This is a genomic window from Streptomyces sp. Je 1-332 (assembly GCF_040730185.1).
Lineage (GTDB): Bacteria > Actinomycetota > Actinomycetes > Streptomycetales > Streptomycetaceae > Streptomyces.
In genome coordinates, this window is sequence record NZ_CP160402.1 from 128001 (window position 1) to 152722 (window position 24722).

Sequence of the window (24722 nt, forward strand, 5' to 3'; positions counted from 1 at the left end):
GCTCTGTCGTAGCCGCAGTGGGGACGTGTGGCACAGTTCGATGCCCTGCACGTCGCTGTGCAGGGCATCGCTGTTGCGTCTCTTCGGTCGAGCGAATATCACTTAGGCGGCAGCGCCTGCCTCCGGCTGCGGGGTGGGGACGACGTCGTCGTCCGGGGCCGGGATCGGCTTGATCGGCTCGTCCTTCTTGTCGTCCTTCTTGTCGTCGTTCTGCTGCTCGTCCTGTGCCGCGCCGGGCTTCGGCTTGGGGTTGCTGAGCCAGGAGGTGATCTTGCCGTTGGAGGTCATGGTGACGTTCACGACGCCCAGGCCGCCGGTCTCACCGAACTTGATCGTGCCGCGGCCGTTGATGACACCCACGGACTTGCCCTTGGAGGTGATCTCCGCCCGGAAGGTCTTGCCGGTCTTGTAGACCTTGGCGACCGAGCCGTCGACCAGGCCCTTGACGGCGACCAGCTTCTTGCCGGCCTTGCCCTGCTGCGCCACGGTGATCACCGAGTGCGGCGTAGCGGTGTGCGAGCCGGCCGTCAGCGCGCTGGGCAGAGCGGCCGCCGAGCCCGCGGGGGCAGTTCCGGAGACGTCGTCGGGGGTGGGGTTGGGGATCGGGTCAGTGATCCCGTCATCCGGAGTGGGGTTCGGAATCGGGTCGGTGATCCCGTCATCAGGGGTGGGGTTCGGGATCGGGTCGGTGATCCCATCCCTCTTCTTCTGCTCGTCGCTGTTCGGCTTGGCCTTACCGGCCTTTTCCGCCCACAGCTTCCCCTTGTAGGGGTGGAAGCTGTAATTGACGCCGTGGTGCTTGAGGACGGTCTTTCCGGCCTTGAGCGTGCCGATCTTCTTGCCCTGGTAAAAGATGTCGGCCTCGAACTTCCCGCCGACCTTGTAAACCTTGCCGACCGAGCCGTCCGCGAGCTTCTGCGTCTGGACCAGCTTGCGCTGCTGGGCGACGGAGAAAGCGTCGACGACGCCGTGGTTGCCGGCGTGTGCAACGGAGGTGACGGCCGTCTGGTGGTCCGTGCCGGAGTCCTGCGCTGCGGCGTAGGCGGCTGCCGGTGCCCCGAGCGCGACGGCAGCACCGAGGGTGACGGCGGTGGTACGGATCGTGCGGCGCGAGTAGGAGTAACGCATGGATGTCCCTCTTTCTAAGTGAGGAAAAGCCTTGTTCCTTTCCTCCGACACCCATAACGCTACGGTTTTCGAGGGATACGCCGCGTCGGTAAAACGGTCAGACGCATACTGGCCGAAAGGCCAATAGACGGGCCGGACCGCTAGCCCCAAATATTTGCGCACAGAGTGGGTGGTGGACCAGGTGGAGACGGAGCGGGTCGTCGCAGCGGTCTGCCGGAGCGACGGGCAGAACAGCACCAGCGGCACAGTGGGGGTCACCACCGGGTTGCCTCGGTGAGCACGTCCAGTTCACTCCGGCGAGCCGGTGAAGGCGTTCTGCGTCGAGGACAGAGATGATCACGCAGGCCCCCGGGGTATCCCGCAATCCTGGGTCGTGCCGAATGACTCATGACAATCGGCCTGGTGTGGTTCGCTGCTGGGGTGACTCAGGACTTGGAGATCGTCGCATTCGAATCCGCCGAGGCCTTCCAGGCATGGCTCGGCGAGAACCACGACCTCTCCCCCGGCATCTGGCTCAAGCTTCGCAAGAAGGGTCCCGGAATCGCCGCGCTCGACTATGCCCAGGCGCTCGACGTGGCACTCTGCTACGGCTGGATCGACGGCCAGAAGGCAAAGTTCGACGACCAGTGCTGGCTCCAGCGGTTCACCCCGCGCAAGTCGCGCAGCAAGTGGTCCAAGGTCAACCGGGCCAAGGTGGCGGTCCTGATCGAGCAGGGCCGGATGCAGCCGCCGGGACAGGCCGAGGTCGACCGCGCCAAGGCAGACGGCCGCTGGGAAGCGGCCTACGACGGCGCGAAGACCGCCACAGTTCCGGACGACCTCACGGCAGCCCTGACCGCCAACCCGGCCGCGGCGGAATTCTTCGAGACACTGGACCGGCAGAATCGCTACGCGGTCCTGTACCGGATCCAGGACGCCAAGAAGGCCGAGACCCGGGCGCGCCGGATCGAGAAGTACGTAGCGATGCTGGCGAAGGGCGAGAAGCCGCACCCCTAGTCACGGAGGGGGCCGTGGCCATGTGCTGCCCTGGGCTCCCGGGCGCGCCTGCGGCCCCGGCAGCAGCCATCAACCGCCGGACCCGCGGTTTGGAGAGCTGCATCGGCGGAATCAGGCCCCGCGGGTTTCGGACAGGGGCTCAAGCCCCGGGGCCTGGCCTCCGCGATCTCGGCGGAGAGTGGCGCGCGATGGTGGGTTTCGAAGTTGGGGTCAGCGGGCGTAGAGGAAGGTCTGGCCGTCGTCGTCCTTGGCCTGCACCGCGATGCTGCCGTGCAGGTTCTTCGCTTTCACGGTGAGGCGGTCACTGGTCACCTTCGCGTCGGCGGACAGGGGGACGGCGAAGTAACCGGTGCCGTCCTGTTCCATCTGGCCGGCGGTCACCCCGGCGAGGGTCATGGTTCCTGAGGGGAGGGAGAAGGTGGCTCTCGCCTCGGGGGTGATGGAGATGGGCAGTTCTTCGGTGGTGTAGAAGCCGCTGCCGCCGACGCTGCCGCTGACCTTGTCGACGGGAAGCATCAGTACGCGGGTGCCGTGGTCCTGGATGGCCTTGACGAACGGGTCGATGGACTGCGCCAGCTGCTTGTTGGTCTTGTCCACGGCGGCGGTGACGCCTTGGCGTACGTCGTCCGGCACCTTTTGTGGCGGCGCCGGTTCGACGCCTTCCAGCAAGGCGTCGAGCGGGGTGGTGGGGTCCTGGGTGAGCCGGGTCTTGAGGTTCTTGCCCTGGGCGTCGGCGGCCAGGAGCGCGGCCGTGCCGATCGCGTACGGCTCGACGCCCTTGAAGGCGGTCTTCATCGGCTTCAGTCTGCTCAAGGTGGCCTTGCGGAGGTCGCCGGCGCCGGAGCGGTCGCCTGCCAGGGCCATGGACAACGCGGTCTGTTCCACGTATTTGGTGGTGCCTTCGAGGAGGTCGACCTGTTTCGGGGAGTCGGCCTCCTCGCGGTGATCGCTCTGGTATTTCTGGCGCCACCACGCCGTCTTGGTCAGTAGTTCGCGCGCACGGCCGGGGTCCTTGGCGGCGTCCAAGAGGGTGTTGTAGATCATCGCGCGCTCGATACGCGGTGCGGCCCGCAAGGGGTACAGCTCCTCGCGGTCGCCGCTGCCAGCGGCTTCCAGCTTGGCCAGGGACTTCCAGGTTTTGCCGTCCTTGTTCTGCACGTAGGGGTGGAACTGCTCGTGGGTGGCGAGCTCGAAGGCGTGCATGGCCGCGCTCGGGCTGGTCAGGCCGAGCGGATCCTGGCGCAGCTGGCCGAGTTCTTTGCCCTGGGCGACCCGCACGATCAGGGAGTGCTTGCCCTGCCAGGTGATCACGTCGAATCCGCCGCGCTGTGGCAGCTTGATCTTTTCCGCTCTGACCTTGTCTTCTTCGACGCGGGTGGCGTGGTCGCGGTCGGCCTCCCACACGCTTCGGCCGTCGGTGAGCAGCAGATTGTGGTCGGAGAAGTCGGCTCCGGGCCAGATCTCGCCCAGGCGCGGCCACACCGTGGCGATGGCCTGCTGGACCTGTTCGGCCGTCTGCTCCAGCGGAGCGGCGGCGGGGTGCTGCCGGGCGGTGCTCGTGCCGCAGGCTGTCAGACCGCCTGCGGCCATGACCGCCAGACCAGCGGCTATCGGCAGGAACCGGGTACGGCGAGGGGCGCAGGTCATGCGTACTGCTCCAAGCGCGAGGTGGGCACACAGTGCTTTCAACCGTGTGTGTCACCAATGCGCCGGGGCACGGCATGGTCCGCCGATCGGGGGTGGTGGTTAGGTGGGGTACCCGTTTGGCGGGACTGCGGCTGCGAGCGGTGGACTTGGGGGTCGAAGGTGGGGGGATGAATCAGCACCTTGCCCCTGCACGCGGCGTCGTTGTGGCAGCTCTCCTCGCTCTTGGCACGAGCGTTGTGGCCGGGTGCGGTGCCGAGGACCTTGTCGGTGGCGGCGTAGCCCGTACCGGAGCCTCCCAGGCTGGGAAGATCGCCTTCCGTGTGCACGAGCACCCTCTGCGTGGCGATCTGAAGTGTACGAGCCAGGGGGACGGCAGCGACGAGATGCGCGTTCGGTGCACGGGCACCACTCAGGACGGCCGCCCGGCGGAGATGACCGCGACGCTGGGCAAGGGCGCGAAGGTCAGCAGCGGCGACAAGCCGAAAATCACCGGCGCCACGGCCGTCGGCACGGTCGACGGCAAGGAAGTCTTCCGCGGTGACTGCATCGGCGCCTGCTGACGGGTGGCCGGCGCAGGGGGACTCCGCACCCGACGCTTCGGCGCGGACACGTGGATCACTCCTCCTCCGTTTCGGTGTTGCCGTGTGCCGGTTCGCATTTGATGTCGTAGCGGGCTCAAGAAGTTGGTGGTATGGACCGACACCAGTTCCAGGTCGGCGCTGAGCGCCAGGGTGAGGGAGCGCTCGAAAGGGTGATCCGCGCATACGGCTGGCGAGAGCGGCGCGACGGTCTAGGAAGCGTTCATGGCCCTGGCCCGATCCCCGGATCCGGCCTGTGCCACGCAAGCAGCCATCGGAGGCGGTAGGGACGCCACGCCCCTGAGCCGCACGGGCGCGGTCACCAACCGGGTCGGACGGACCGGCCGCCCCCGGTCCGGACGCCGTCCACTCAAACCGCACGACTCGCGTCAGGGGAGGTCCGTCCCGGCGCGGGCTCGGACGGGGACGTAACCACCTACGGCGCTGCCTGCCTGCAGGGTGCGCAGGCGGTGTTCGAGGTGGATGGCGCGCTCGGAGGTGGGGGCGAGGACGGCGTACTCGACGCTGCGGTGGAGCGTGGTCCGGTCGGTGGTGATGATGACGCCTTCGCCGGTGTGCGGGTTCCAGGCCAGTTGGTGAATGTGCAGGTCCTCAAGGAGGCGGGGCAGGCTGGTGGCGGGCAGGTCGTTGCGGGCACGCAGGGTGTGGGTGCGCATCCAGTGCGGGCCCAGCAGGCGGGTGGCGAGGTGGTGCAGGTGGGTGCAGCCGCCCAGGCGGGCGTTGACCTCGTTGAAGAAGACCTCGCCGGTCGGGGTGATGATGGCGTCGATGTTGACCAGGCCGCGGTATCCGAAGGCGCGCATCGCTGCGGCCAGCCGCAACGCTCCCTCAAGGATGGTCTGCTGGGGGCCGGGGGTCAGGGGAGCAGGCATGAGGAAGCCGTTCCATACGGGTTCCATGAGCATCTCCCCCACATTCAGCACAGCCGGCTGCGTGCCGTGGGCCGGATCGCAGTCGATCTCCACGCAGAGGGAACGGCAGTAAGGGTGGTAGGCCTCCGCGACGAACTGGCCGTGCGGGGCGTGCGTTTCCTCAAGCCCGGTCGCCGCGATGAGGACGTCGAGGTCTTCCGGGCCGGTCAGGTCCAGAGTCTGCTGTGCCCCGGCGGCCGGCATGCCCGCATCGGTGCGGCACAGCCAGTTCCCGGCCCCTCCCGCGTTGCGGTCGGCCTTGACGATGACCGCTCCGGTGGCCTCCAGCAGCCGGGGCACCGCGCGCAGCAGGTCCCCGCGGGTGGCGCACAGCGCACCGTCAGGAACCCGCACACCGACGCCGGCGGCCAAGGCACCGAAGACCGCCTTACTGTTGAACAGTTCGGCCCCGCCCGCCTCTTCGAATGCGGCGTACCCGGTAATGCCCAGGGCGCGGGCGAGGCTGCCCAGACCCCGGTCGTGGAGGTAGCCGCGCATCTCCCATTCCTCAGGGCGCCGCACGAGCGCGCGCAGGCGGGCCAAGAGGCCGGGCTCGTGCAGTTGCTGCTGGTCCAGGCAGCGGACCGCGGCATCATCGGGCGTGAGAATGTGCACACGAGCCGGATCGAAGCCCACCAGGGGCCCGATGGCCTCGAGGTGGACGGGATCGACGGGTTGCGGGAGCACGAGCGCGTCACCGTCGCGCAGCAGCCACACCATCCGGGCGCCCACGGCCGGTGTCCCCTCGTGTTCCGCCGCATCCAGGAGACCGCGACGGTGAACCATGTACTCGCTGTCACAGTTGCCCACCCACAGCCTGCGCACCACACAACTCCCTCACCACGAAAGGCAATCGGCCAAAGAGCGCTACCCCACGTTGCGGCCGCACACTCCCCGCCATCCCTGCGCGCAGCCGTCAGGGGCAGCGGCCGGGGCGGCTGCCCTCCAGCCGCCCACTACCTGAACTCAGCTCGATAGAAGCGGTCGCGGACGGCGATACGTGTCTGGAGGAGCCCACCGGGTTCAAGAAGCCGATCTTGTGCCGCCTTCTCTGTCGGAGGCCCCGGTTACGGGTGCCGGGTGAGCGGATCGAATACACCGGCAGGCCCCGACCTACCGACCTACCCGCCCGCCCCGACGCGCTGCTGCCTCTCCTGAGCGCCGATGAGGAGGTCGTTGCGTTCTTCGCCGGGGTCGCGGACCTCGACGCGACGGATCCGGCCGACCAGGAGTTGGTGGACGGAGTTCGCCTTGCCTCCGGGGCCCGGCTGGAACAGTTCGCTCGGGCGGGCTCAGGGGACGCGTTCTGCTTCGTCGGTGAAGGCGGAGAGGAACGCCCGGTGGTGTACGTCAGCCTCGACGGCGAAGCCGGACTGTTGGCTCTCGGGTTGCCGGAGTTGGTCAGGCTGTGTCTTGTGGCACCGTGGTGGCGGGATGCTCATGGGCGGACAGCCGAAGAATGCCTGTCAGTCGCCGACGAGTACCGAGAGGACCTGCCGGATTTCGACCTGCGGCGCGACCTCGCCGCCCGGGCTCTGGGCCTCGATCCGGCCGGGCTGCCGTCGGAGGCGGTGGTCCTCGCCCGGCTCGTAGAACTCTCCCGTGGGCCTGTCGCCACCTCCTGCATTGTCATGGGATACGAGGGCGACCCGTTCAACCCCCTGTTCGGCGCCGCCCCCAACCGGCCGTGACTGAAACGCTATACGGGCACGGTCCGGTGCCGGATCCCTCTACAGCCGTGTTGCGTGTGGCCTAGGCCGTCGTTGCCATGCCTCAAAGAACGATGCCCTGAGGCAGTTGGCATGCCGGAGTCGCGAATCCGTACTCTGTGTGATCTACAGCCGACTTCCCGTCACGGGAAATGCTAGGAGCGTCCAAGTGAGCCATCCTCTACCGCAGAGCCACCACCCGGCGTCCGAAGGGATGCCCAACTACCCGTCGCCGTTGCACATGGCCGGGGCTCAGTATCCGCCGTTTCCACGCCCAGATGCCCGGTACGCCCAGCAGGGCCCTCTATACGCCGGATGGATGCAGCGGGCAGACGCTTTCCTCCTGGACAGCCTGATCAATTTCGGGCCGATGTGGCTCCTGATAGGCATCGGTTACGCCATCGATGAGAAGAGCTCCGGAGACAGTGGCGAGATCCCCGCAGCGATCCTGAGCTGGGTGGGCATCATCGCCATGGTCGTCACGACTGTTGTACAGCTGATCCGCGAAGGTCGAACCGGGCAGACCGTGGGCAAGAAGGCCTTCGGTATCCGAGCCGTACGCGACCACGACGGTTTCATGCCCGGAATCGGCCTGGCCCTCAGCCGTCGACTCTGCCAGTTCCTCAACTGGCCGCTCCTCGCGCTGGGTTGGTGGTGGGCCATCTGGGACACCAAGAAGCAGACTTTCGCAGACAAAATCACCGGTGTTGTCGTCGTCACTGCTGCCACCGGACCTACACAACAGCCTGCCGCTGGCGGCCAATGAGCCCATCGCCGTTTTTTGCCTGGCCCTGCATACGGGGACGCGGAACCCCTGACCACAAACTGGCTTCCTTCGCGCCGCGACCAGGGCCCGGGGTGGTGAACGACCCCCAGCAGTCGCATGGTCGTAACCGACCTTGTTACCCCTACGCGATGCGCAATGCGCCCAACACCCGGCCCGCCCAACACGCCTGACTCTCCAGCGTCACCCGTATCGTCGCGTGATCCGTACTGTCGAGCGATGTGATCACTCGATCGTGAGTTCTTCCGCACTCCGGCCGGGCATGGCGGGATGCTCGCAAGGGCGGCGCGTGATGGGCGCCTTCCGGATGTCCACTGGGGTGGGGGCGTGGCATGGCAGAGGCGGCGGGACGGCGTGGAGGAACGGACGGCCAGGCGGTGTTGCTGGTGGCCGGACTGGCCGATCTGGCGGTGAGTACGCTGGGTTCGGCGTTGGGGGCGGTTCGGGGGATGCTGCGACGCTCCGACGCCGCCGAGCTGGCGACGGAGGCCGAGCGTGACCTTCTGGCGCGCGGCCGCCTGGTGCTTGACCGGTACGCGACCGTGCCCCCCGCTCACCTGGAGGTGCTGGCCCGGCGGGCGCTGGCTCGACGGGCCGCCGATGACGTCTGAGGTGTGGGAGCCGGACGCGTTCAAGTCCCGCGTCGACGAGACACTGCGCCGGTTCGTCGCCGAGGAGGCGGACCAATTCGTGGCCATTGACCCGCTCCTGGGCCCCGTGGCCGGGCAACTGGAGGCGGCGGTCGCGGACGGCAAACGACTGCGTGCGGCATTCTGCTACTGGGGCTGGCGCGCGGTGGGGCAGCCCGACAACGACGCCTTGGTGCGGGCGGCGGCCTCCATGGAGCTCGTACACGCCGCGGCCGTCGTGCACGACGACCTCATCGACGACAGCCCGCTGCGGCACGGGCGGCCCACCGCGCACCGCGCCCTGCGCGGCGCCGTACGCCGTCGCCCGCGCGCCGATGCCGCGGCGAGGTCGTTGGCGATGCTGGTGGGTGACCTGCTGATGGCGCTGGCCGGACACCTCTTCACCACCAGCGGGCTGCCCGCCGCGTATCTGGCCCGGGCCCGCCCGGTGTGGTCGGTGATGGCCCGCGAGCTGATCGCGGGAGAGTGTCTGGAGATCCTGCGCACCGGATCCGGTCCGGACATCACGGCGTCGCTGAAAGTGATCCGCTACAAGACCGCCAAGTACACCGTCGAGCAACCCCTGCTCATCGGCGGGGCCCTGGCCGGTGCCGGGCCCCGGCTGCGCGAAGGCTACGAAGCGTATGGGCTGCCGCTGGGCGAGGCGTTCCAGTTGCGGGACGACCTGCTCGGTCTCTTCGGAAACCCGGACCTGACCGGTAAGGCCAACGCCGACGATGTGCGCGGCCACCGGCCGACAGCCCTGTTGGCGGAGACCTGGCGCCTGGCAGGCGACGACGAGCGGGAGCGGTTGCGTGCACTCCTCGGCAAGCGCGACCTGGGCGCGGAGGGCCTGCAAGAGGTGCGCCAAGTGATGGACCGGCTCGGGGCGCCCGCCCGCATCGAAGCCATGATCAGCGCGCGGGTCGAGGAAGCGCTCGACGCCCTGCATGCCCTGGATGTGCCGACGCACGCCACAACCGCCCTGACCGTGTTGGCGCGTTCGGCGGCCCTCCGCCTGTCCTGACTCCCCCACGGGGTGGGTGAACCTGCGCCTCCCTTGCCTGCCGGCGGCGGCCGACCCCGCAGCGGACACATGGAGACGCGCGGCAGACGCCCAAGACGCATCAGACGCACCCAATGCAGCCAATGCCGCCAATGCCGCCAATGCAGCAGACAAGGACCCCGCCATGAACTACACCGAGACATCGATGGATTCCCTGCGCCAGGCAGGGGACGAACTCGCCGACGCCACCGTCGCCGAACTCTTTGAACGCGGGCAGGTCGGAACGTTCAACACCCTGATGCGTTACGTCTCCACCGCCGGCTCACCCCTGCCGGACGGGCTACCGGAGGTCGCTCGCGAGTACCTCGAAGCCACCCGTACCCCGCCGGCCTGGGTGGACTGGGGAGAGATGGAGAAGGCGCGGCTGTTCTTCATCGACAACAACGTGCACATCTCCACCGCGCTGTCCTTCGCCTCCATGCCCGCCTGCTACGTCGTCCCGCACGTGGCGAAGTTGTTGTCGACCACCCACGGTCTGAAGTACCCGTCCAAACGGATGGCGGAGACCGGGCAGTTCACCGTCTACCTGATGCGGCCCGACGCCTTCGAGAGCGGCAGCCGCTTCATTCCCGCCGCCCAGAAGGTCCGCCTGCTGCACGCCTCCATCCGCCACCACCTCACTCGCGAGAACCGGTGGGAGACCGGCCTGCTCGGGACGCCGATCTGTCAGGAGGACATGATCGGCGGGCAGATGTTCTTCTCGATGCTCGTGCTGGACAGCCTGCACCGCCTGGGTATCCACATGTCGACGGAAGGCGCGGAAGCGTACTACTACGCCTGGCGCGTGGTCGGCGCCATGCTCGGCGTCGACCAGGACGCCGTCCCCAAGACCCTTGATGACGCCCGCCGCTTCCTCGACCTGTACATGGTCCGACACATGGGACCCTCCGAGGAGGGTGCGCATCTGACCCGGCAACTCATCGACCTCTACGAGGAAGTGGTGCCCGGGACCGTACTCGACCCGATCGTCTCGGCTCTCATCCGCTTCCTCGTCGGAGATACCTGTGCCGACTGGCTGGCGGTTCCCCGCACCCGATGGGACACCGTCGTCAAGACCGTGCCCCATCTGCTGGGCGTACTGGAGACGATCGAGGACCGCTCCCCGCTCGGCGCCTGGGCGCTGGACCGCCTCGGCCATCTGACCAGCGTTCTGGAACTGTCCTCGCTCACCCGCGGACGCGTCATGCACTACGCCATCCCCGAGCAGCTCAAAAAGGATTTCGGCGTCCCCAACACGGTCCCCCGCACCCACCGGTGGACCCCACCGGCCACCACGGTCCACTGACCGCCGCTCTCCCGCTGACGCAGGGGGCACAATGGTCGGTCCTACGTGTCCTGCGTCAGGCGCTGGGTCGGCCGCGGCTTTGGGCGGATGGCTCGATCCGCGTGCCGTTCATGGGCCGAGACGGCAGGCGCGCCGCGCTGCGTGGGACGAGCCGCTGGTGCCTCAGATGGGATCCATTTTGTCTGCCACGACGGTGGTGGGGCCCGCCTGTTAACGTATCGAGCCGGTGGGGGCGGGCCAGGGGGTGGGGAGAGACGATGACGGATATGGAACAGGCATGGCAGGTTGCAGAGCTGCGCTGGCGGAGCAATACCTTGTCCGCATTCGTGGCGGCATGCTCTCGTGACGAGGAACGCGCACGCCAGGCCCGCGAGTTGGCTCAGCAGGCACTCGAGTGCAACCCCGACGACATCGAGGCGATCCAGGAGATCCAGGAGATCGTCTGGACGCTTGCCGACAGCGCCGAGGATCTCGCGGACCACCCTCACTACCCCAGCGAGCCGAGGCCTGACGAAACCGACCGTCTGGTCCGTGACCACCTCAAGGACATCCTGCGCAACCACCTGCCAACCGAGGCCCGCGATTGGATGTCAGGCACCCAGCTCTTTCTGGACGTCGATTTCCATGCTCTGCGCCAGCTGCCGGCGCTGGACTCACGAGTCCGTGAGGACGTCTTCTACACCTACGGGCGCGCCACGATGGCCCTTGACCTCGGAAACCGACAAGCAGCCGAACGTGAGCTGGAACGCCTGCGGGAGCTGAGCAAATCGCACTCCAAGGGAACACCCTGAACCTTTCCAACCTGGTGCGGTGGGATGGTAGTTGGGCTGGGGGCGGTGTCAGGGTGTGAAGAAGCTTCGGGTAGACGGGTTCACGACCAAGGTCTGCGCTACCTGTCCGCCTGCATGCGGACCAGCTGGCAGACAAGGGCTACCGGGCGCCCGGCGGCACCGCCCACCTCCCCTACTGGGGACGGCCCGGGGGAGCTGTCCCCAGGTCAGCTAGACACTGTCCGGCGGATTATGCTTCGAGGTCGAGGATCCGGAGGTCGTAGAGATAGGAGCGATCGCCCTTAAAGCTGCGCCAGACGGTGGCCGGGGGTTCGAGTTCGTCAGCGTGGCTCTTGAGGGGATGGGCAGTGACGAGGCCGTCAGCGATCTCGCAATGCCAGCCGTCGGTCGGCGACCAAACACACCGCACGTCTCCGTCCGTTCGGCGGTAGGCAGGGCGGCCATTGTGCTCGCCGTCGCGTTCGAAGTGGTAACGAAGCCCGTCTATGTGGCGCACGAAGGTGAAGGATGAAAGTGCCGTCATACCTTCGGCACTGTATGGGACAACGCTGCTGGCGGCTAAGCAGTTCTGGGCGTACCCAGATGCAGGGTGCATCTCACGGGCGGAGCCAGAGCCGGATTGCGGCGACGGTGACGGTGCCGTGGAAGACGTAGACCCTGTTGTCGTAGCGGGTGGCGACAGCTCGGGAGTTCTTGAGCCGATTGATCGTTCGCTCGACCTCGTTGCGGCGTTCGTAGATCTCGCTGTTGAAGCCGACGGGCCGACCGCCCTTGCTTCCGCGTCTTGTGCGGTTGGCCCGCTGGTCCTTCGGTTCGCGGATGATGTGGTTGATCTGGCGTCTTCGCAGGTAGCGGCGGTTGCGGCGTGAGCTGCATGTCTTGTCGCCGCCGAGGTGGTCCGGCCGTGCGCGGCCGTCCGCCCTGCGGTCGGGGAACGGCGATGCGGTTGAGGACCTCAATCATCTGCGGCGCGTCGCCCCACTGACCCGGCCGAGTAGGAAGGCCGTCGAATCGACGCTGACCATGCTCCAGTCGATCCGACCCGCGAGGTCGGCGTCCGCGCCGCATCCGCATCCGCATCCGCATCCGCATCCGCATCCGCATCCACTGAGAACGACGAGCAGACACCGGCAGGGCTTTCGTCTTAAAGGCGCTAACAAAGCCGTTGGACGTGGCGGTGGGTGATCAGGCAGACGGCGAGACCGAGGAAGGCCTCATGGATGTCGTCGCGCCGTTCCCAGCGGATGCGCAGGCGGCGGAAGCCGTGGAGCCAGGCGATGGTGCGCTCGACGACGTAGCGGAAGATGCCCAGGCCGGTGCCGTGTGGCTCGCCTCGTTTCGCGATCACGGGGCGGATGCCGCGCTGCCAGAGCAGGCGGCGGTACTTGTCGTGGTCGTAGCCGCGGTCGGCGAGAAGCGCGTCAGGGCGTCGGCGCGGTCTGCCGACCCGTCCCGCGACGGCTGGGATCTTGTCGAGCAGGGGCAGGAGTTGGGTGACGTCGTTGCGGTTTCCGCCGGTCAGGGTCACTGCGAGCGGGATGCCCTGGCCGTCGACGATGAGGTGGTGCTTGCTGCCCGGCCGTGCGCGGTCGACCGGGCTGGGCCCGCTTTTGGGCCTTTACGAGCTGCCCTGACGTGGGAGGAGTCGATCACCGTCCGGCCCCAGTCGATCTGGTTCTTCGAGCGCAGCTTCTCCAGCAGGACGACGTGGAGTTGGTCCCAGACGCCGGCGTCATTCCAGGCGGCCAGGCGCCGCCAACAGGTCATTCCCGAGCCGAAGCCAAGCTCCTGGGGCAGATACTCCCACTGGATGCCGGTATGCAGCACGAACAAGATCCCGCACAGGGCCTGCCGATCGGGCACCCGCGGTCTGCCCTGTGCCAGCTTCGGTCCAGGCTCGGGCAGCAACGGCTCGATAAGCGACCACAGTTCATCCGACACGATCCACGGCCGCGACTGACGTTTCGCCACAACCAGACCAACGAGCCGACGCGCCAAGAGTCACATGATCAACCGCTTTTGTTAGAAGCAGTTAGACCGTCGCGGCGGGCAGCAGCCCTTTCAGTATCTGCCCTCGGGGAAGACTCAGACCGAACCGCTCTTCCAGCACCGACAGAGATCTGGCGTGGGCGGCGTCACGGCTCTCCTCCCCCTCGATGCCGGCAGCCTGAACATCACGGAGAAGCAGATCCGGTGCCGTACCGCCCACGTGCGGGAACGAACACAAGTCGAAGCCGCACATGTACGTCTCCTGGTGAAAATAGGAGAATGAGGGTGGCGGCACCTTTGGATTCTCACTCTCGTAGTAGAGCTGGAAGACGTGCGCCTCCCCGGAGAGACCGTCGGTGAACCCCGGGCCCATATACCCCGGCCAGTCCCCGTACGCCACCGCGAAGGCCAGCCCCTCACTGGAGCCGTACCGCACTGCCGTCCGCGCGGGCGCATCCCGGCGCTCCAGGTGAGCCTCCAGCGTCTCGGCCGTGTACTCACCCAGCGGACCCGGCTCATCCCGGGCCAGGCGCCGCACCAGCTCATCCGGCTCATCCGGCTCCAGCCCACGGGCCAGCGTCACGCAATACCCGGCCCACGTCACGTCGCTGTTGGCCAGCCACGTCAGTCCGTCACTCAATCTCTCTCCCATGCCGAAAGGGTTCCGAGAACTCGCTGTCGTCCGCAGACGACGGCACCAGCCGCAGCCGACCCCCCGGCCCCAGCCCACACCGGCACCGTACGTCCGGCTCCAGCAACTACCCCGCCTGTCGCGGCGAGCAGCGCTGCCCGCCGCGGAGTCTGTCAGAGCGTGGTGGCCAACCGGACTGCAGCTGGGTGAGGATGAGCCGCAGTTCGAGTCGAGCCGAAACCATAGGCCTGCCCTGTGGCAGGTCGTCCACGCCCGTCGCGCCGAAGGGCGACCAGCCCGCGCGCCGCATCGCGCCCAGCCCGGCCTCGGCCGTGGGCCAACCGATGGAGCGGTCATCGGTCAAGTACGGGGCGGGCGCTCATCCCCAGGTTTCACCGGTGACCAGCGCGGACCCGAAGTGCCGGGCAGCCACCGTTTCGATGGCCGGGCAAGGAGTTCCCTCGCCATGCTTGAACGTGTTGACCACGCACGTCTGTACGGGATGCGTCGGCCCGCCCGACCGGCCGAGGGTGTTCGCCTCCAGCGGCCTGTGCTGCGGCGTGGCCAAGGCGAAGCAGGCCAGCACGGTGCGCTCGTCCTCGTACCAGTAGTGGTCCAGGATCGCGGAGTTGGTGAAGTCGAGGCACCGGAATGTGACAGCGATGTCCTGCTGCGCGTAGGGGGCGTCACGCAGTGCGGGCAGCACGTCATCAAGGGTCTCGCCGCGGGCCAGGAGCACCGCCCGCTCAACCGATACGCCCCACGGCGGCGGCTCACTGTCCGGGCCGTCATCGGCGGGCCGCTCCTCGGAGACGAGTTCCGTTCCGATGGCGGGCGATTCGAACCGGGCCCGCCCCAGGACACTGTCCCAGCCCAGACCGGCGTTGACACACAGAGTGCCGGCGAACACCGCCCACGGCGTGCGCACCAGCTGCTCCCGGCCAAGGTCCACCACCAGCTGCCCGAACTCCTCCAACGGGAGCAAGGCTGGTGTGGCAGGCGCGATGAAGGTGTCGACCCAGATACCCATGAGTTGGTTCTACCTACGCCCCGAAGCTACGTCATCCCGATATCAGTGCAAGCGGTGGCGCTCAGCCGCGCGCGCAGCGACCCACGGGCACTGATCTCGGGCGGGGTCTCGTTTGTATGTAGTGTGCGGACATGACAAGGAGTGAGCGGCTCGCGGAGCAATTGGACTGGTACTGGCACAAGAACCTGCGGCCCCGGCTGGACGGTCTTACCGATGAGGAGTACTTCTGGGAGCCGGTGCGTGGCTGCTGGAGCATCCGCCCACGTGGCACGTCGGCCGCACCGATGTCGGAAGGTTCGGGGGAATGGACGATGGATTTCGCGTCCCCTGGCCCGGTGCCGGCGCCCGTGACCACGATTGCCTGGCGGCTGGCGCACATCATCGTCGACTGCCTGGGCTATCGGGTCGGATGGCACTTCGGCGGCCAGGATGTCGACTCCGCGACATTCGCCTACGCGGGGACCGCTGACGAGGCGCTAGAACAGCTCGATGCGATGTACGAGAGATGGAACGCGGGGGTCCGCGAGCTCTCGGACGCTGACCTGGACAACCCGCCGTCGGTGGGTCCCGAGCGGTTTCCGATGGAGAACAGGGTCCTGCATGTCAACCGGGAGCTGATCCATCACGGCGCCGAGATTTCCCTGCTGCGCGACCTCTACCGCTGGCAGGACGGAGCCGCACCGCGCCGCATATGACTCCGTGGCTGCTGGAGCCCGCTCCGTCAAGAGGATCCTGCTGGTCGATATGTGCTGGCCGCTTGAGCCGAAGGCCGCGAGACTCAGGCTGTGAACATGGGGATCTCTGGTTTCGAGCCGTCTTTTCTGGTCGGGTGCAAGGCAGTTCAGCAGGCGCACGGGGCACGTCTGGCGACGCTGGCCGGTAGGCGGTTGACGGGCTTCGCCGTGGTGCGTTTCGTCGAGGACGGGGACTGGTTCGCCGAATGCCCGGTCGTGCTGGACTTCGACGGCATCCAGGTTGAGGTCTGCCACTGGAAGTTCGACGAGCTCTCGATCGGCTGGGACACGATCGACACCGCGGCGGAGATCGCCGGGTGGGAGTGGTTCGAGCTGACGCCCCGATGGTCTCAGCACGATGAGCGCCTCCAACCGTTCGTCGGTCAGGAACTGCGCGAGGTCGCGCTCCTTGAGTGGCGGCCAGCCGGCCCTGGCCTGGCGGCTGGGTCGTTGGTGGTGGAATTTGCGTTCGCCGGGGGCTGCCTGCGGATCGCCAACGGACTCGACGAGAACCGCATCGAGGTCGGCGGGTCCCGGCCGGACTACGTTCGGCACCGGCTGGGCTGTTGAGGGCTACCGCCCTGTCAGGGGCCCGGTTGGTCTCCCCCCATGGCCGGCAGCAGGGTGGCCTGAGCAGGGCCCGGGGCAAGCCCGCTTGCTCTCCGGGCCGTCTGGTGCTGGTGTTGCAGTTCGTGGAAGGCCTCACCGACCGGCAGCCGCGGAAGCGGTGGGGAACGGAAGCGGGCGGTGCGGGAACGGAAGCAGTGCGGGCATGGAAGCCGTGCGGGCACGGATCGACCTCACATACGCTCTCGGGCTGGGAACTGGCTAAGCCGGGCTTCGACTTCTCGGTGCTGTCGGCGGCATGTTTCGGGCACAGCCGAAACACCTCCCGCCCATGCCGACCCGCCTCCTACGGTGCTGAGTGTTCACAGAAACATCAGCTCAGCACTACGGGGGAAACACCACCATGAAACGAACACTGCGCACGGCCCCACTGGCTGCGACCGCCGTGGGCCTGGCCACCGCCCTGACCCTCACCGCCTGCGGCGCCACGGACGTCGCCGACAGCGGGAGCGCCGCCGCGATCGAGAAGGACCACAAGAACAACAGCGCACTTCCCGTTCAGAACGCCCAGGCCCAGAGCCAGCCCAACTCCCACCAGTCGAAGGCGGCATCCGACGCCGTACGCAAGCCCATGCGCCGGCTGTGGATGCCCCTCCCCTGCGGGCAGAAGTGGCGCGTCAACACCTGGGACGCACAGCACTGGCCGGCGCTGGACATGGTCCGCGAGCCGCAGCACAAGACGGAGGGCTCGACGGTACGCGCCGCCGCCTCCGGCACGGTCCGCTTCGCGAAGTGGGACGGCGGCGCCGGAAACGTCGTACAGATCAAGCACTCCTACGGCTACTACACCACGTACCTCCACCTCAAAAAGCGCAGCGTCAAGGCGGGCCAGAAGGTCAAGCGCACCACGAAGATCGGGACGGTCGGCCAGACCGGCTCGAACGGCAACACCCCGCACCTGCACTTCGAGGTCGCCAAGGGCAAGGGCAACGCGAACCACTGGGGCGAGGACAAGGGCGACAAGTACCGCAAGGTCGCGAACCTCTATCCCAAGACCTACAACGACAACAACGGCGGCGGCCCCGGCGGCGGCGAGTGGCGCAACCAGGTTTCGCACTCCTGCTCGGCCCCCAAGCCGACGAAGTGGGCGCCGTTCAAGGTGGTCAAGGAGGTCAACAAGCGCAAGTGGGCCGGTACGAAGTACGAGTCGTCCGGGAAGCTGAAGAAGGGCAAGACGGTGATGCTGGGCTGCAACCACACCCGTAAGCCCGACGGTAAGCTCTACCGGCGCCTGGACGGTGGCGGCGGCGCGGACGGCCGGGGCCTGTGGGTGCGGTCCTCTACCAAGTACGTCAAGCAGACGGCCGGTTGCAGTAGGTGAACTCCCCTTCAGCTGAACGCTGTTGAACCGGTCACCACCCCGTCGAGCCAACCTCGCCCGTGACTTCCGACGCTGTTGGTCAATTCGGCTGCGGGTTCCGATGCCGGCCCCCGAGACTTGGTCTCGGGGGCCGGGTCGTGGTGCAGGGGGGACCGCGATGGGTGCGGAGATCTTGAGCGGTCGCCTTGTTCCCGAAGTCGGGTTCGGCTCACGGTCCGCGCCAGAGATTGGCATAGGCAGCGTTCTCGATGGTCCGCCTCTGGCGTACTGCCTCCAGCTCCATCACCGCGTCGTGGACGGCGGCCAGTACGGTCGTCACCGCCTCGTCCTCGAGGACGGACTCATCCTCGGATCGTTCATTCTCGATGCCCACGGCCGAGGCGAGGGCGGCCAGGACGGGCTCCTTCTCTCTCCAGCGGTCGCCTGCACGGCGGCGCGCGGGCGTATCGACCGGTTCCACGCGTTTCGAGCCGAAGGGCAACCGGCCGCTCCGCTGCGGCTTCAGCTCTTCGTTCTTCTCCAAGGCGGCCTGGTACACGGCCGAGAGGTCCCGGCCCCGGCGCCACAGCCAGTCCTCGATCCGCTCATAGGGCGCCTGCCGAGTGAGAGCTGCCGCAGCCTCGTCCATGAGCTGCTCATCCGGCGTCGACTGTCCACCCGGCACGATGCGGTCGCCGTCCACTGCGACCGCCCCCGCAGCGATGAGATCGATCAGCTCGGCTCCCGCGAGTGCGAGGGACAGGTCGCCCTGTCCCACGGAATGCTTCAGTTCCATGGCGATGATGAACAGGTCTTTCGCCGTGGTCATGAACGGCTCCCCTCAAAGACATCGACAAAGGTGACTCTCCGCCAACGGGCCCACGTCCGAAGCCAGCCCGGCGCGGCCCCGCGGTGCGACTGTCACGATCAGTATTGCCCAGTACACGCGGCCTCCTACGCGGACTGCGGATGCATCAGCCGGGCCAGCAGGTCGTCGAGGGTGACGATGCCGGTGAGTCGTCCGGTGTCGTCGCTGACGATGGCCAGCGACGCGCGGCGATCGCGCAGTTGCTCGATGGCGTGGCCGACGGTGTCCTGGCTGTCCAGTTCCGGCACGGGGCGTGCGAGATCCCTGGCGCTGGTGGTCGTCCGGCCTCGGGCGCGGGCGATCAGCGCGTCGCGCGCGTGGACGGAGCCGAGGACCAGCGGGCCGTCGAGCACCAGCAGACGGCTGCGGTCGTGCGCGGCAGCGGCTGCGAGGATCTCCTCGACGGTTGCCTGGGCCGGGATCGAGGTGATCTGGTCGGCTGGTGTCTGTAGGTCGACGACCGGCATGTGCGGCTCGGTCAAAGAGTTGGTGATCAGCCCGGAATCAGCCGCGCTGATGAGACCGAGCCGCTCGGACTCCTCGACGAGATGGGTCAGTTGCTCGCGGTTGTGGACCGAGGTGAGCTCATCCCTCGGGGTGACCCGGCACATCCGTACCAACGCGTTGCTGACTTTGTTGAGCAGCCGGATCAGGGGTCGTACGACCTTCACGACGGCACGGAAGGGGGGTGAGAGCAGCATCGCCGAGCGCTCGGGGTGGGCGATGGCCCAGGACTTGGGCGCCATTTCGCCAAGGACCATGTGCAGGAAGACCACGACGATCATCGCGAAGGCGAAGGAGACGCCGTAGCTGAGCCCGCTGGGGAGGCCCAACTTGTGCAGCAGTGGGTCGAGTTCGTGTGAGACCGCGGGTTTGGAGATCGAGCCGAGGCCCAGGGTGCAGACGGTGATGCCGAGTTGTGCGCCCGCGAGCATGAGCGAGAGCTCGCGCATCCCGGCGAGCGCGGCCTTGGCGCCGCGCTGTTTGTCGGCTGCCGCCTTTTCCATGCGGTGGCGTTTCGCGGCGACCAGTGCGAATTCGGCAGCCACGAAGAAGCCGCTGCCGATCAGCAGCAGGACGGTGACGAAGAGCGCCATCGGGAAACTCATGAGCGGGACTCCTCGGGCGGGGCCTCGGCGTGGGGCATCCATTCCAGACGTACGCGCTCGGCGACATGGCGGTCCAGGGTGCGTACGTCGATGACCGCGCGGCCCTCGTCGGACAGCCGGAGGGCGACGCGGTCGCCGACGGCGGGGAAGCGGCCGAGCCGGTCGACGATCAGGCCGGAGACGGTGTCGTAGTCGTCGTCCTGGGGCAGCTCGATCCCCGTGGCTTCGGCGATCTCGTCCAGGCGACGGCCGGCGTCCACCAGCCAACCGTTGCCGTCAGGGGCGGCGAGTTCGACGACGGTGTCGCTCTCGTCGGCGATGTCGCCCACCAGTTCCTCCGCGATGTCCTCGTACGTGACGATGCCCGCCACACCGCCGTGCTCGTCGAGGACGACGGCGAACTCATCGTCCCGCCGGCGCATCTGCGCCACCGCGGCGGGCAGTTCCAGGGTGTCGGGCAGCAGCAGGGGGCGCCGGGCGGCCGCCCCCGCGGTCGTTTCGGCGAGGCTGTCCGCGGGGAGTCGCATGAGTTCGCGGACGCCCAGCACGCCGCCGATGTCGTCGGGGTGGTCGCCGAGGACGGGGTAGTTGGAGTGGCCGTGCTTGGCGATCAGTTCGACCGCGTCCGCGGCGCTGGCGTCCTTGCGGACGAAGACGGCATCAGCGCGCGGCACCATCACCTCGTCCAGCGTGCGCTCGGAGAACTCCAGCGCGTGGTCGAGGAGCGCGGCGGTGTCCTTGGGCAGTTCACCCTGCTCGTGGGACTCGCCGATGAGGTGACCCAACTCCTCCAGGGTCGCTCCGTGATGCAGTTCCTCGACGGGCTCGATGCCGACCCGGCGCAGCAGCCGGTTGGCCGCGCTGTCGAAGATCCGCACGAGCGGTCCGACGACCTTCAGATACGCGAGGGTGGAGCCGGCAAGCGACTTGGCGAGCCGCTCGGGAACGGCGAGGGCGAGATTCTTCGGCGCCAGCTCGCCCAGGACCATCTGTACGACGGTGGCCAGCACGAAGGCCAGGACGACCGAGATGCCGCTGACGGCGCCGTCCGGAATGCCTATCCCGGTCAGCACGGGCCTGAGCAGCGCTGACACGGACGGCTCGGCGATGAAGCCGACGACCAGGCCGGTGACGGTGATGCCGAGCTGCGCGCCCGACAGCATGAAGGACAGCCGACCGAGGACCTTCAAGGCGCGGGCGGCACGCTTGTCGCCCGCTGCCGCCTCGCGCGCCAGGGCAAGACGATCCGCTGATACGTAGGCGAACTCCTGGGCAACGAAATAGCCGGTGCCGGCGGTCAGGACAAACACCGCTAGAAGGCCCAGTGCGGCACTCATCGGCGCGTCGATCGAGAGGGGGCGCCCCGCCGCGTGCCGCGATCAGCCAGGTTGTTCAGGGTCTGGCGGGGTGGTCGGGGGCTGTGCTCCGGAGGGTCCGTCGCTGTGGCGGACAAGGCGCTGCTCCTTGGTGTGGGTGTTTCAGGACAACGGTCACGACCCCGGTCGAGTTCCCGTCCACCCAGGTCAGGGCATCATGTGAGGGCATCGCACACCACAGGACGGGAAGGCGATCTCCATCTCGTCCGTCATGGCGGCAAACCGTCATGGCGGCAAAGAGGGGCACCCGAACCGGCGAAACGCGTCCTACAGCGAGTACGGGGACCGCGCCGTCGCAAAACATTCATCGCACCCTGGACACGCATCTACGGCGACGTCACCCAGGCACGCCGAGCGGTGGGTGCTCGAGCACGCGGGGCTTGTACTCGACCAGCTGGGTGCGTCCGTCGAAGGTGCGGTGCTCGATCATCTCGAGGGCGACGTCGGGGTAGCCGTCGTAGATGCGTTCTGCGCCCGTGGCCCCGGTGATCACCGGGAACATCACGACCCGGAAGCGGTCGACGAGTCCGGCTCGTAGCAGGGACCGGCACAGGCGCAGGCTGCCGATCGTGCTCAGGAGCCCTGAGCCGCTCGACTTCATGGCTCGGACCGCCTCGACGGCATCGTCACGGACGAGCGTGCAGTTGGCCCACGTCAGTGGCTCCTTGAGCGAGGAGGAGAACACCATCTTGGACGCTTGCGTGAGTTCGTCGACGGATGCCTCTTCTTCGGGCCTGAACTCATCTTGGCCGTCGGGGACCTCGCCTGCGGCGAAGCCCGACATCTGGCGGTAGGTGTTCGTCCCCATCAGGAAGGTGGCCTCGGGCTGCTCGCCGAGCCAAGCGAGGTACTCGGGGCCCTCGAGGCCCCAGAACCCGGGCCACCCCTCCCCCGATGCGTGGCCGTCGAGGGAGGTGATGAAGTCGACGAGAAGTTCCGACATGGCGGTGTCCTTTCCTGGGGTGCCAAGAGCTTGGACCGGCCGGGTGTCACAGACTCATCGGCCACGCCGTGGAGGTTCATATCTCGCCGCAACGGGCCCAAGACCTCCGGCCTCAACCCTGCTCGTTCCTTCGGCCATGCCTAGCTCGTCCTGGCCCTGACGATCACCGGCCTTCTGCTACCCGACGGCAGTTCCGCACAAGGGCCAAGCACTCCAGGCGCTCGAGGAGCACTTCGACCGACGGTCGTAGAAGTCAGGGTCAGGCGTCGTCGCCCCAAGCGAGCAGCGTCTCACCGACCGCCGCCGGAAGGCCGAAGGATTCGAAGCGAGGGTTCCACCAGCGTGTGAACTCCGAGTCGTACGACCTCAGTCGGGCCACGAGTTCGGCCGGAGTCACGCCATCATCGAGCTCGAGGTAGACGATGAGCTGTGCGCTGCCGTCCTGGTTGGGCTGGAGCCACATCCGCTCCCGGTGATAACCGACCTCCCGCGCTCGCTCCGCGAGCCCGGACAGATCCTTGTTGAGCTCGGCGAGCATGCCGCGGAACTCCTGAACCCTCTCCCGCGGAATGGGGACGGTCCAAGCTGTGCTGGTCACGGTGCCTCCGTGGTGTGGAATGCGTCTTTCGGGCGCCCCGCCCGCCAAGGTGTCCTCACCCAGCCCGGCCGCGGCCTGGACCAGAAACGGATGTAACGACGTCTCAGCGAGCTGGGACCGGCATGGTCGACGGCCGCCACTCTCGCCTGATCAACCCGAACACCCACGTGTCGGATACCTCGCCGTTCACAATGCATTCTTCCCGCAGCGTCCCTTCCCGCAGGAATCCGGTCTTCTCCAGAACCCGGGCAGATGCCACGTTGCGCGTATCGGTCTCGGCCTGAACTCGATTCAGGTCCAGTGTGTCGAATGCCCACTGCAAAAGGGCGTGCGCGGCTTCCGTCGCGTAGCCGTGCCCCCACGTCGTATCAGCGAGGCAGTAGCCCAGCGACGCGCTGCGGAAGTCCGGGTCCCAGTCGGTCAGAGCGCACCAGCCGACGAAGGCCCCGTCTGAAGCACGGTCGATGGCAACCCGTGCGCCGGTGCCTTCGTCCGCCATCGTTCCGCACCTCGCGATGAAGCGGTCAGCGTGGGCGCGTTCGTTCCACGGCGCGGAATCCCAGTAGCGCATTACGTGTGTGTTGCTGTGCAGCGCGAAGAGGTGGTCTGCATCGGCGTCGGTGAAGGGGCGCAGTCGCAGGCGAGCGGTGTTCAGCGAGGGAGTGGTCAAGGGCATGCCGCCCATCGTGCGTCATCACGGGCGGCCGGGACATCGAATTTCCCACCCCGGTCCGGTCCTCACGACCAAGGCGCCGCCCGCTGTTCCTCGCCTTTCTCACTCGTCCGGCAAGAACCGGGCGCGGTTCGGGTCTCTCGCCACGTCTCAGGTGGTGGCCCGTACGACCAGCTCGGTCGGCACGAGAACGTTCCGCGGTTGCTGCGATCCCTCGACAACAGCAACCATCATCCGGGCGAGCTCACTGCCCATTTGTTCCACCGGCTGGGACAGGGTGGTGAGCGGCGGCTCGGACTCGTGGCTGTTCGTGTCACCGCCGAACCCGACGACAGCGATGTCCTCGGGCACTTTGAGCCCCGCGGTGTGCAGGGCACGCAACGCCCCGCGGGCGACCATGTCCGAGGCGGCCACCACAGCGTCCACCGGGACACCCCGTCCCAGAAGTTCTGTCATGGCCCGTTGGCCGCCCGGCGCCGTGTAGTCGCTGGGAACAACTAGAGATGCCCGTTCGGCCAACCCCACTTCCTCGATTCCGCGCAGATAGCCGCGGTGGCGGTCGTGACTCGAGCGCATGTTCCGGACGCCGGTGATCATCGCGATGTTTCGGCGGCCACGTTCATACAGATGATGGACAGCTGCACGCGTTCCCCCCACATTGTCGACGTCGAGATAGCGCGCCCCTGTGGCCCCGAACGGCCGTCCGATGAACACCACGGGCACGCCGGATCTCTGCAGGGTTCCGGCGAGCGGATTCCCACGCTGCGGCGACAGCACCATCAGCCCGTCCACGTGCCCACCGTGCGCGTACTCTTCCAGCCACTGCCGGTCGTTGGCCGATCTGCCGACCATGAGCACGAACCGGAACGGTGTGGCCGCCAGGCCGGCGGCCACACCGTCGATCAGCCGGGCGAAGAACGGCTCGGCGAAAATGTGGGTCTGGTCCTCGGGGATGACCATGCCCAAGACGTCCGCGCGGTTGGTGACGAGCTGACGGGCGGCGAAGTTCGGTACATAGCCGAGGCGTTCGATGGCCTCCTGCACGGCCCGGGCGCGTTCACTGCTCACCGGCAGGGAGCCGCGCACCACCCGTGAGACCGTGGACGGAGAGACGCCGGCCAGGGCTGCGACGGCGGCGAGTGTCGGGCGCTCCAGGTCTCCCTGCCCGCGCGGTCCCATGGCCCCTCCAAGGGTTCAACTCGGGTATCGGCCGGCCGTTGGGGGTGCGGCGACCTGCCCGATGCCGATCAGACGCCCCATCGTAGGCAATGGCGTGCGGTGGCCCACGTCCGCCGTCCG

Annotated in this window: 24 protein-coding genes and 3 pseudogenes; 12 read left to right on the forward strand and 15 right to left on the reverse strand. The window is 67.6% G+C overall.

Annotated elements, in window-relative coordinates:
- Nucleotides 1–102 precede the first annotated feature (102 nt).
- A complete protein-coding gene (locus tag ABXJ52_RS00640; RefSeq protein ID WP_367038345.1) occupies nucleotides 103–1128 on the reverse strand; it encodes a hypothetical protein in 1026 nt (341 codons plus the stop codon).
- Nucleotides 1129–1515: 387 nt separating this feature from the next.
- Between ABXJ52_RS00640 and ABXJ52_RS00645 the strand changes: the two genes are divergently transcribed.
- Nucleotides 1516–2124, forward strand: coding sequence for a YdeI/OmpD-associated family protein (locus tag ABXJ52_RS00645; protein ID WP_367038347.1), 609 nt, complete (start codon nucleotides 1516–1518; stop codon nucleotides 2122–2124).
- 210 nt (nucleotides 2125–2334) lie between these two features.
- On the opposite strand, the gene ABXJ52_RS00650 is transcribed toward ABXJ52_RS00645, so the two are convergent.
- A complete protein-coding gene (locus tag ABXJ52_RS00650) occupies nucleotides 2335–3771 on the reverse strand; it encodes a hypothetical protein (protein ID WP_367038349.1) in 1437 nt (478 codons plus the stop codon).
- 431 nt (nucleotides 3772–4202) lie between these two features.
- Here ABXJ52_RS00650 and ABXJ52_RS00655 point away from each other — a divergent pair, with 431 nt between their 5' ends.
- Nucleotides 4203–4331: a hypothetical protein gene (locus ABXJ52_RS00655; RefSeq protein WP_367038351.1), complete on the forward strand. Its 129-nt coding sequence runs from the start codon at nucleotides 4203–4205 to the stop codon at nucleotides 4329–4331.
- 407 nt (nucleotides 4332–4738) lie between these two features.
- Here ABXJ52_RS00655 and ABXJ52_RS00660 read toward each other — a convergent pair whose 3' ends face one another.
- Complete coding sequence (locus ABXJ52_RS00660) at nucleotides 4739–6106, reverse strand: peptide ligase PGM1-related protein (RefSeq protein WP_367038353.1); 1368 nt, start codon at nucleotides 6104–6106, stop codon at nucleotides 4739–4741.
- A gap of 248 nt (nucleotides 6107–6354) precedes the next feature.
- Here ABXJ52_RS00660 and ABXJ52_RS00665 point away from each other — a divergent pair, with 248 nt between their 5' ends.
- The 6 genes from ABXJ52_RS00665 (at nucleotide 6355) to ABXJ52_RS00690 (ending at nucleotide 11545) form a co-directional block, all read left to right on the forward strand.
- Nucleotides 6355–6972: a hypothetical protein gene (locus ABXJ52_RS00665; protein WP_367038355.1), complete on the forward strand. Its 618-nt coding sequence runs from the start codon at nucleotides 6355–6357 to the stop codon at nucleotides 6970–6972.
- 337 nt (nucleotides 6973–7309) lie between these two features.
- Entirely contained in the window at nucleotides 7310–7756 is a 447-nt protein-coding gene (locus ABXJ52_RS00670; RefSeq protein WP_367038357.1) for an RDD family protein, read from the forward strand.
- A 350-nt stretch (nucleotides 7757–8106) separates the two neighbouring features.
- Nucleotides 8107–8385 (forward strand): polyprenyl synthetase, encoded by a 279-nt coding sequence (locus ABXJ52_RS00675; RefSeq protein ID WP_367038359.1) that lies wholly within the window; start codon nucleotides 8107–8109, stop codon nucleotides 8383–8385.
- Nucleotides 8375–9430, forward strand: coding sequence for a polyprenyl synthetase family protein (locus ABXJ52_RS00680; RefSeq protein ID WP_367038361.1), 1056 nt, complete (start codon nucleotides 8375–8377; stop codon nucleotides 9428–9430). The genes ABXJ52_RS00675 and ABXJ52_RS00680 overlap by 11 nt, the downstream gene beginning before the upstream one ends.
- Nucleotides 9431–9593: 163 nt before the next feature.
- Complete coding sequence (locus ABXJ52_RS00685; protein ID WP_367038363.1) at nucleotides 9594–10754, forward strand: oxygenase MpaB family protein; 1161 nt, start codon at nucleotides 9594–9596, stop codon at nucleotides 10752–10754.
- Between the two features lie 257 nt (nucleotides 10755–11011).
- Nucleotides 11012–11545 (forward strand): hypothetical protein, encoded by a 534-nt coding sequence (locus tag ABXJ52_RS00690; RefSeq protein ID WP_367038365.1) that lies wholly within the window; start codon nucleotides 11012–11014, stop codon nucleotides 11543–11545.
- Between the two features lie 229 nt (nucleotides 11546–11774).
- Here ABXJ52_RS00690 and ABXJ52_RS00695 read toward each other — a convergent pair whose 3' ends face one another.
- The 5 genes and pseudogenes from ABXJ52_RS00695 to ABXJ52_RS00715 all read right to left on the reverse strand — a co-directional run bounded on the left by ABXJ52_RS00695 (nucleotide 11775) and on the right by ABXJ52_RS00715 (nucleotide 15195).
- On the reverse strand, nucleotides 11775–12068 hold the full coding sequence (locus ABXJ52_RS00695; RefSeq protein ID WP_367038367.1) for a hypothetical protein: 294 nt from the start codon (nucleotides 12066–12068) through the stop codon (nucleotides 11775–11777).
- Between the two features lie 73 nt (nucleotides 12069–12141).
- Nucleotides 12142–12535, reverse strand: a pseudogene (locus ABXJ52_RS00700) (transposase); the annotation flags it as partial.
- 163 nt (nucleotides 12536–12698) lie between these two features.
- Nucleotides 12699–13516 (reverse strand): annotated as a pseudogene (locus tag ABXJ52_RS00705) (IS5 family transposase).
- 61 nt (nucleotides 13517–13577) lie between these two features.
- The gene (locus tag ABXJ52_RS00710; protein WP_367038369.1) at nucleotides 13578–14186 is read right to left on the reverse strand and encodes a hypothetical protein; all 609 of its coding nucleotides are present in this window, start codon (nucleotides 14184–14186) and stop codon (nucleotides 13578–13580) included.
- A 358-nt stretch (nucleotides 14187–14544) separates the two neighbouring features.
- Nucleotides 14545–15195, reverse strand: coding sequence for a hypothetical protein (locus tag ABXJ52_RS00715; protein ID WP_367038371.1), 651 nt, complete (start codon nucleotides 15193–15195; stop codon nucleotides 14545–14547).
- Nucleotides 15196–15326: 131 nt separating this feature from the next.
- Here ABXJ52_RS00715 and ABXJ52_RS00720 point away from each other — a divergent pair, with 131 nt between their 5' ends.
- The 4 genes and pseudogenes from ABXJ52_RS00720 (at nucleotide 15327) to ABXJ52_RS00735 (ending at nucleotide 17877) form a co-directional block, all read left to right on the forward strand.
- A complete protein-coding gene (locus ABXJ52_RS00720) occupies nucleotides 15327–15890 on the forward strand; it encodes a DinB family protein (RefSeq protein ID WP_367038373.1) in 564 nt (187 codons plus the stop codon).
- 96 nt (nucleotides 15891–15986) lie between these two features.
- Nucleotides 15987–16499 carry a hypothetical protein gene (locus ABXJ52_RS00725; protein WP_367048717.1) on the forward strand — a complete coding sequence of 171 codons (513 nt, stop codon included), beginning with the start codon at nucleotides 15987–15989 and terminating at the stop codon, nucleotides 16497–16499.
- 68 nt (nucleotides 16500–16567) lie between these two features.
- Nucleotides 16568–16789 (forward strand): annotated as a pseudogene (locus tag ABXJ52_RS00730) (hypothetical protein); the annotation flags it as partial.
- Between the two features lie 110 nt (nucleotides 16790–16899).
- A complete protein-coding gene (locus ABXJ52_RS00735) occupies nucleotides 16900–17877 on the forward strand; it encodes a M23 family metallopeptidase (protein WP_367038375.1) in 978 nt (325 codons plus the stop codon).
- Nucleotides 17878–18085: 208 nt separating this feature from the next.
- On the opposite strand, the gene ABXJ52_RS00740 is transcribed toward ABXJ52_RS00735, so the two are convergent.
- The 7 genes from ABXJ52_RS00740 to ABXJ52_RS00770 all read right to left on the reverse strand — a co-directional run bounded on the left by ABXJ52_RS00740 (nucleotide 18086) and on the right by ABXJ52_RS00770 (nucleotide 24602).
- Entirely contained in the window at nucleotides 18086–18685 is a 600-nt protein-coding gene (locus tag ABXJ52_RS00740) for a GPP34 family phosphoprotein (RefSeq protein WP_367038377.1), read from the reverse strand.
- 125 nt (nucleotides 18686–18810) lie between these two features.
- Nucleotides 18811–19833, reverse strand: coding sequence for a hemolysin family protein (locus ABXJ52_RS00745; protein ID WP_367038379.1), 1023 nt, complete (start codon nucleotides 19831–19833; stop codon nucleotides 18811–18813).
- Nucleotides 19830–21170, reverse strand: coding sequence for a hemolysin family protein (locus ABXJ52_RS00750; RefSeq protein ID WP_367038381.1), 1341 nt, complete (start codon nucleotides 21168–21170; stop codon nucleotides 19830–19832). Before ABXJ52_RS00750 ends, ABXJ52_RS00745 begins: the two co-directional genes overlap by 4 nt.
- A gap of 376 nt (nucleotides 21171–21546) precedes the next feature.
- A complete protein-coding gene (locus ABXJ52_RS00755) occupies nucleotides 21547–22152 on the reverse strand; it encodes a dihydrofolate reductase family protein (RefSeq protein ID WP_367038383.1) in 606 nt (201 codons plus the stop codon).
- Between the two features lie 259 nt (nucleotides 22153–22411).
- Nucleotides 22412–22750 (reverse strand): hypothetical protein, encoded by a 339-nt coding sequence (locus ABXJ52_RS00760; protein ID WP_367038385.1) that lies wholly within the window; start codon nucleotides 22748–22750, stop codon nucleotides 22412–22414.
- A 103-nt stretch (nucleotides 22751–22853) separates the two neighbouring features.
- Nucleotides 22854–23426, reverse strand: a complete 573-nt coding sequence (locus ABXJ52_RS00765; protein WP_367038387.1) for a GNAT family N-acetyltransferase — start codon at nucleotides 23424–23426, stop codon at nucleotides 22854–22856.
- A gap of 147 nt (nucleotides 23427–23573) precedes the next feature.
- Nucleotides 23574–24602, reverse strand: a complete 1029-nt coding sequence (locus ABXJ52_RS00770) for a LacI family DNA-binding transcriptional regulator (protein ID WP_367038389.1) — start codon at nucleotides 24600–24602, stop codon at nucleotides 23574–23576.
- Between the last annotated feature and the right edge of the window lie 120 nt (nucleotides 24603–24722).